We start from the raw sequence: 5,813 nt of genomic DNA on the forward strand, positions 1-5,813 counted from the left end.
CGCCGCAACGCTCTGCGTTGTAGCTTGTCTACAATACCCCAACGCAGAGCGTTGGGATTAGGACTATAAAAATGCGTAAGTCCTACTCTTTGTATTGACGAATGATGGCCATAGAGATTCTTCTAAGTTCGATTATCCCATAAATTGCATCCGTATGGACGTTTAAAAATTAGACACATGCTACACCTCGAATCTAATTTAAAAAAAGGGGCAGATTTTATACACTGGTGAGTTTTTCCCCACCTCCCCTCCCCCGCCTTATTTACGTTTTGGATAAATTGAAATGCTTGGCGGGGGAGGAAGGATTCTAAGGTGCTTTATATTTAGCAGAGATAAGCATTTATGCTTCGAGTAGATCGATTTCAGAATCCTCTGTTAATGCGGGTAAGGCTTTGATCTCACGATAGGTGAGCGTCCAAACAGTGGATGCATAGATTTGTTGCCAGGCTGTCAGCAAGATCCAGGGGGAGAAAGCCAGGGTCAAAAAGAGGGGCAGGATAAAGATGCCTCCAACGATCCAGGGCAGTGGCCCACTCAGGAAGAGGCTGAAAAAGCCGACCAGGAGCATGCCCGGGATGGCCGCGATCACAGCGCCAAATATTGCTGTGAAAAACGCAACCGGAAGCAGGACAAAGAGAGAGATGAACGATACGATCATCCAGACAATCCCCAACCCCATCATGATCAGCCACATCAGGCCGATATTCTTCCAGTTTTCACGTGCCATTGCAAAGCCACGGCGAAGCGATGCTCGTACGCCAAGATCCTCAAGAACTGCTGCACGCCAGAAGAATTGTCGCAGCAGTACCAATACAGCCATCACAAGGATGGTGACAAAAATAATCAGGAAAGTAAATCCGATTAGCGCGACCATACCAGCGATAGCAAACTGTTCTCCATCACTCATAACTGCTCGGTACATAACAAAGCCATCCAAGATCAATAGCCCAATCAGTAGAAATACAGGTATGTTTACGATCAAATTGATCAGGAATAAACGCCATGATGTGCGTGACCAGCCGATCCGAAAGCCACTCCGAACAGTCATCTTGGTATCCGTTGCTTCATATTCATCCACCATGCGAATGACCGCGGTTTCTGAAACGTAACGGGCAATCGACATCACGATTCCCATAGTCAGCATGACCAAAATAAAGGCGGCACCAATCCAGATCAAGGTGCTTACCTCGCTCCTGGAAATACCGGCAGCCTGAACGCCTTCTTCAAATATTTTTTTGAATTCTTCGCCGGCTTCCTCAAAGGCTTTTTGGAAATCTTCCGAGAAATCCTCTGTCAGAGGCAACTCGTATTGTTGATTTTCACCATCGTATCGATAGCTACTGCCGCTATTTCCACTACCTCCGGATGAGCCGGCAGCGGTGAGTGCCAGGATCAGACCAAACACCCAGAGAGCTTTATAGCTCCATAAGATATGCCAGGAACGTTTTAAAATTTTTACGGGGTCCATTATTTTCTCCTTATTTTTTATACTTAGTATTCAATCTTGACCATGAGCTTGCTTCAGCTTTCAAGGGCTTGGCCGAGTCCCTGACGCTCGTGGCGCGCCCACCAGATCGCCATCCAACTGAGATAGAGCGTTGCAAGCGAAACTTGCCATACGATCTGAGGGATCGTAATTCTAGTGATCGCTTCTGCCATCTCAGCTATTTGCAGATTATTTCCGCTCAGGAAACCAAATTGTCCAAGTGCTGCTGACCAATACGTTTCTGGAGCTGAACCAGATACCAACCAGGTAGATGTGTCATTTAACACTCCAAGAGAGTTGGCAAAGGTTATTGCGCCACTGACCAGATTTGTCGTGCTGATAAACATCCATATCGCAATCAGCCCGATCGGGGCCAGCCACCAGCCAAATTCCAGCGCTTTTTCACGTATCGGGAGGGCTGGTTTTCGAGGCAAAAGTAAAGCCAGATCTGATGCGAAATCTTCCGGTGAGGGAAAATCTGGCAATGGTGCTTCCTGCAAGGTTGCTGAAAGATTTTCCAGTGACGTGTATTCTTCCTGACAGGTTATGCATTCAGTTAGATGCAACTTCACTTTTTGCAAACTTTTGCCGTGCAATTCGCCGTCCAGGTAGGGGCCAAGTTGTTCAAGGATATGATCAGACATGTTCAGCCTCCGCATAAGAGAAGAGATGCATTTTCAGTTTTTCTTTCAACAACTTACGTGCGTAATTCAAGCGTGACATAACTGTACCAATTGGAATATCTATTGTTTCAGCAATTTCCTGATACGAAAGACCTTCATATTCTCTCAAGACCAGAACGGCTCGGCTGGCATCCGGTAATGTGACAATGGCCTTGCGCACTAATTCTGCGCGCTCAGTACTCGCGAGCATTGATTCCGGACCAGGGCTTGGATCCATCAAAAAGTAGTCTTCGACAGCATCGGGCAGGATCCGTTTTTCTTTGCGCAGCATATCGATGGCACTATTGACCGCAATTCGATATAGCCAGCTCCGAAAAGATGCACGCGGCTGATAGGATGAGAGCTTTAGCCAGGCCTGAATAAAAGCCTCCTGTGCAGCATCTTCTGCAAGATGCTTGTTGCCGCACATCCGATAGACCACATTCAGTACACCCTGAGAATGGGTGCGAACTAATTCGCCATAAGCATTTCTATCGCCATTTTGTGCTTGGTTGACCAACGCTGTTTCGTTGATCTGCGTGCTTATCATCACTGCGAAAGATCCTTTCGAGAGAATTCTTGCTCTTTCTATACTCTTAACGCATATCATACTGTTTTTATTCGAAAACTGCTGCCTGGATTTGGAACTTATTGATGTTCACTTAAGTTGGTTAATTTTCTCTAAGTAAAACGTCCCGCAGGTTCCCGTGATTTAGATTTTAAAGCAACATAAACCTGCGGGACGCTCATAACCTGTTTATCTGAATATCAATAGTAAGAAAGCCCCTTCTCAGCAAATCTATTATTTATCTCTTTAATTTAGAGGTAGATCAGGAGTTTTTATGCCATGGATAAAAGGATTACTTTTAGGACTAATACTTGCTTTGGGAATAACCGCCTGTAGTCCAGGGACGGATCAGAAAGCGAAACCCTCTCAAAATGCCCCGCAAGAACCGACTGAGCAGGAACTGGTACCCTGGAACAGAAGTATATGGCTTAGATGATTAATTAGGATTTACGCAAAACACCTTTCTTTCTCGCAGCAATGCTCTGCGTTGCAGCATGTTTTCAATATCCCAACGCAGAGCATTGGGAAAAGGGCTATAAAAATGCGGAAGTCCTGTTAATGATTAGTTAGTTCTTAAAGGAAAAAAATTCGCCATGAGGCCACTCTTCTCAGGGCCTGAAAGAAAAGATGCCTCCACTGCAAACCGGTTACAAGTTTCGATCTCTTCCAGACTCATCCCCAGGACTTCATGGGCAATGCGGTACTCGTTATTCAGATTGGTTTCCAGGACTTCAGGGTCATCAGAATTGATCGTGACACGCACACCCAGATCAAAAAGCTGCTTGAGCGGATGGGATTCAATCGTCGGGACGGCGCTGGTCAGATAATTACTCCAGGGATTGACCTCCAGCGTAATGCCCTGCTCGATCACCATTTCGACCGCTTTCATATCCTCAATAATATGGATACCATGACCGATCCGGTCCGGGCTCACGGCTTGAATCGTTTCGATGACCGCTGACGCGGGCGTATCCTCCCCTGAATGGATCGTGATCCCCAAGCCCGCATCTTTGGCACGCAGCACTGGACGAATAAACTCGCTGATCGGGTGTTGGGCCTCACTATCAGCCAGATCGATGCCATGGATCAGTTCCCGATGACGAATAGCCCAGTCGATGGTTTTCTCGCAGGAATCAACCCCCATGCTGCGGGAGGTGATCGCGATCAATCCAATTGCCATCCCAAACGCTGATTTGGCCCTGGCTTTCGCGTGCAGCAGGCCTTCCAGAGCGGCATCCCAATCCAGGTTATGACCGCTAAAGGCCCAGTCCGGGGAGAAGCGCACCTCGAGCAGCCTGACATTCTGCAGGGCGGAATCCTCGAAGAATTCCCTGGCGATCCGCTCAAAGGCCTCCGGGGAGGCGATGCTCATTTGGGCGATATTGAAGGCCTCCAGGACAGCATCCAGGCTTTCCCACTGATCATACACCTTGACGTGCGGATCCAATCCTTCGATATCGTAGGCTGGCAACTCAAGGCCGTGCTCTCTGGCGATGTCAATGATCGTAGCTGTGCGGATGGCCCCTTCCAGATGGACATGGATTTCGGTCTTTGGGATCCCGTTATATTTTGGGTCGAAGTTTTTCATATCAAATTTCTTTCGCTTTATTGAAGAAAAGAATATTTAATCGTTTTTATTGATTATCACTTGATTGGCCCATCAGCCAGAGAATCACCCCACCCATGACCATGCCTGGGAACTGTGTCATGGGCCCAATAGCGCTGACCAAAATCCACCACCAGCCAACCTGGGGTAAATATCGGCGTAATACCAGCCAAAGAGGGATACCCATCACACCCCCGGCAATAATTGGAAAGAGGAATAAATTCAACATGAAGGAAATATCGGGAATAAGACTGGCAAGTACGCGCTCACTTAACAAACCGCCAACAAACCAGCCAAGTGCTGAGGCAATGGCCCATTGACCCCGTTCTGGAAAATGGCGACTTAATACCCACGCCTGCCCAATGCCCGAAAACGCGGTCGCAATATAGACATTGACTTCCCCAAATAGTATTTTTTCTAATCCCAATCCGGGGAAGAAACCGACGTTAGTCATAATCACAAAGAGCAGCCAAAATCGCCAACCGGCATAGGTGCGTTCTTTCTCTAAAAATTGCTTGATTTTATTCATCCAATTTCCTCCAAGTTTAACACTATTTCACTCCTTTTTCCCGCCCGGAACACCAATTTTAGCCCAGGCCCGGAAACTGCCGATAAGCAAGTGGAGAAAGTATTGATCCCGGTGATTTACTTTTTTCATTATACACCCTGTAACTAAAGAGCCAACAGTGACAATAATTGCTCTTTTTCCTCAGGGATGCCATCGCCAAGGCGAGCAGCCACAGTGGGGGTCCACCAGGCAACAAATTGCTCCTGGTTTTCCGGGCGTAGTTCAAAATAATGTTTCAGATAGGTTTTATGAAAAAGTCCGCGTCCAGCGCTTACCATCCGGCGGGTCATCGCAGGGGTGCCTGGTGGCAGATCACCAAGTTGCAAAATTAGAGAGCTTCGGGCCAGATCTGCCAAGGGATTGCCCATATTGGCGGTCGTCCAATCGATCGTCACCGCTCCACGAGTCGACATGAGAATATTATCCGGATGAAAGTCACCGTGACAAAGTTTATTGCCTGTTGGCAATTGCCGGACTGCATTGATCGCGGCCTCTTGTTTAGCTGGTGACAGGGCACTGGCAGACAAGATGCTTTGCTCCATAAGCTGCCGTTGTGTGGGGAGATTGTGGACAGTTTTTTCGTGCATGCTTGCATGTTCCTCTGCCAGGATGCGTGCAGCGCGGATGAGTATCCATGGCTTGGCGCTCATTTCAGCCAGCATTGGGATCCCATCTACACGTTCAAAAAGAATGCCATGCCGTCCTTCCACTTCAATAACCTCCCCCACCGCGGGAGTATTAACCCCGGTCTCAAAGGCGATGCGACTGAGGGAGGCCTCATTCTTTACCCAGGTTGAGGAACGGCCTTGATAAAACAATTTAAGCGCCTGATCATCACCCCACGCATATACCTCGGCTAATCGCCCCCGACCAATCAAAGCACCTTTCATCATCTACCTCCTCAAAAAAAGTACATTGTAAAG

Annotated in this window: 6 protein-coding genes; all 6 read right to left on the reverse strand. The window is 47.7% G+C overall.

Going from position 1 to position 5,813, the window contains the following annotated elements; translation table 11 throughout:
* Window positions 1–340: 340 nt before the first annotated feature.
* Window positions 341–1,468, reverse strand: coding sequence for a DUF7544 domain-containing protein (locus tag AC3DOM_RS14940; protein ID WP_487919843.1), 1,128 nt, complete (start codon window positions 1,466–1,468; stop codon window positions 341–343).
* Window positions 1,469–1,521: 53 nt separating this feature from the next.
* The gene (locus AC3DOM_RS14945) at window positions 1,522–2,130 is read right to left on the reverse strand and encodes an anti-sigma factor family protein (RefSeq protein ID WP_487919844.1); all 609 of its coding nucleotides are present in this window, start codon (window positions 2,128–2,130) and stop codon (window positions 1,522–1,524) included.
* Window positions 2,123–2,698 carry a sigma-70 family RNA polymerase sigma factor gene (locus AC3DOM_RS14950; RefSeq protein WP_487919848.1) on the reverse strand — a complete coding sequence of 192 codons (576 nt, stop codon included), beginning with the start codon at window positions 2,696–2,698 and terminating at the stop codon, window positions 2,123–2,125. Before AC3DOM_RS14950 ends, AC3DOM_RS14945 begins: the two co-directional genes overlap by 8 nt.
* A 580-nt stretch (window positions 2,699–3,278) precedes the next feature.
* Window positions 3,279–4,304, reverse strand: coding sequence for an adenosine deaminase (gene add, locus AC3DOM_RS14955; protein WP_487919845.1), 1,026 nt, complete (start codon window positions 4,302–4,304; stop codon window positions 3,279–3,281).
* 46 nt (window positions 4,305–4,350) lie between these two features.
* Window positions 4,351–4,851, reverse strand: coding sequence for a hypothetical protein (locus tag AC3DOM_RS14960; RefSeq protein ID WP_487919846.1), 501 nt, complete (start codon window positions 4,849–4,851; stop codon window positions 4,351–4,353).
* 143 nt (window positions 4,852–4,994) lie between these two features.
* A complete protein-coding gene (locus tag AC3DOM_RS14965) occupies window positions 4,995–5,780 on the reverse strand; it encodes a phosphotransferase (RefSeq protein ID WP_487919847.1) in 786 nt (261 codons plus the stop codon).
* Window positions 5,781–5,813 lie beyond the last annotated feature (33 nt).

The sequence above is a fragment of the Candidatus Desulfolinea nitratireducens genome (genome assembly GCF_982879505.1).

What these genes read in the sequence shown, in the direction of transcription:
- AC3DOM_RS14940 (WP_487919843.1), bottom strand. Translation starts at nt 1,468, where the DNA reads ATGGACCCCGTAAAAATTTTAAAACGTTCCTGGCATATCTTATGGAGC.
- AC3DOM_RS14945 (WP_487919844.1), bottom strand. Translation starts at nt 2,130, where the DNA reads ATGTCTGATCATATCCTTGAACAACTTGGCCCCTACCTGGACGGCGAA.
- AC3DOM_RS14950 (WP_487919848.1), bottom strand. Translation starts at nt 2,698, where the DNA reads ATGATAAGCACGCAGATCAACGAAACAGCGTTGGTCAACCAAGCACAA.
- add (WP_487919845.1), bottom strand. Translation starts at nt 4,304, where the DNA reads ATGAAAAACTTCGACCCAAAATATAACGGGATCCCAAAGACCGAAATC.
- AC3DOM_RS14960 (WP_487919846.1), bottom strand. Translation starts at nt 4,851, where the DNA reads ATGAATAAAATCAAGCAATTTTTAGAGAAAGAACGCACCTATGCCGGT.
- AC3DOM_RS14965 (WP_487919847.1), bottom strand. Translation starts at nt 5,780, where the DNA reads ATGAAAGGTGCTTTGATTGGTCGGGGGCGATTAGCCGAGGTATATGCG.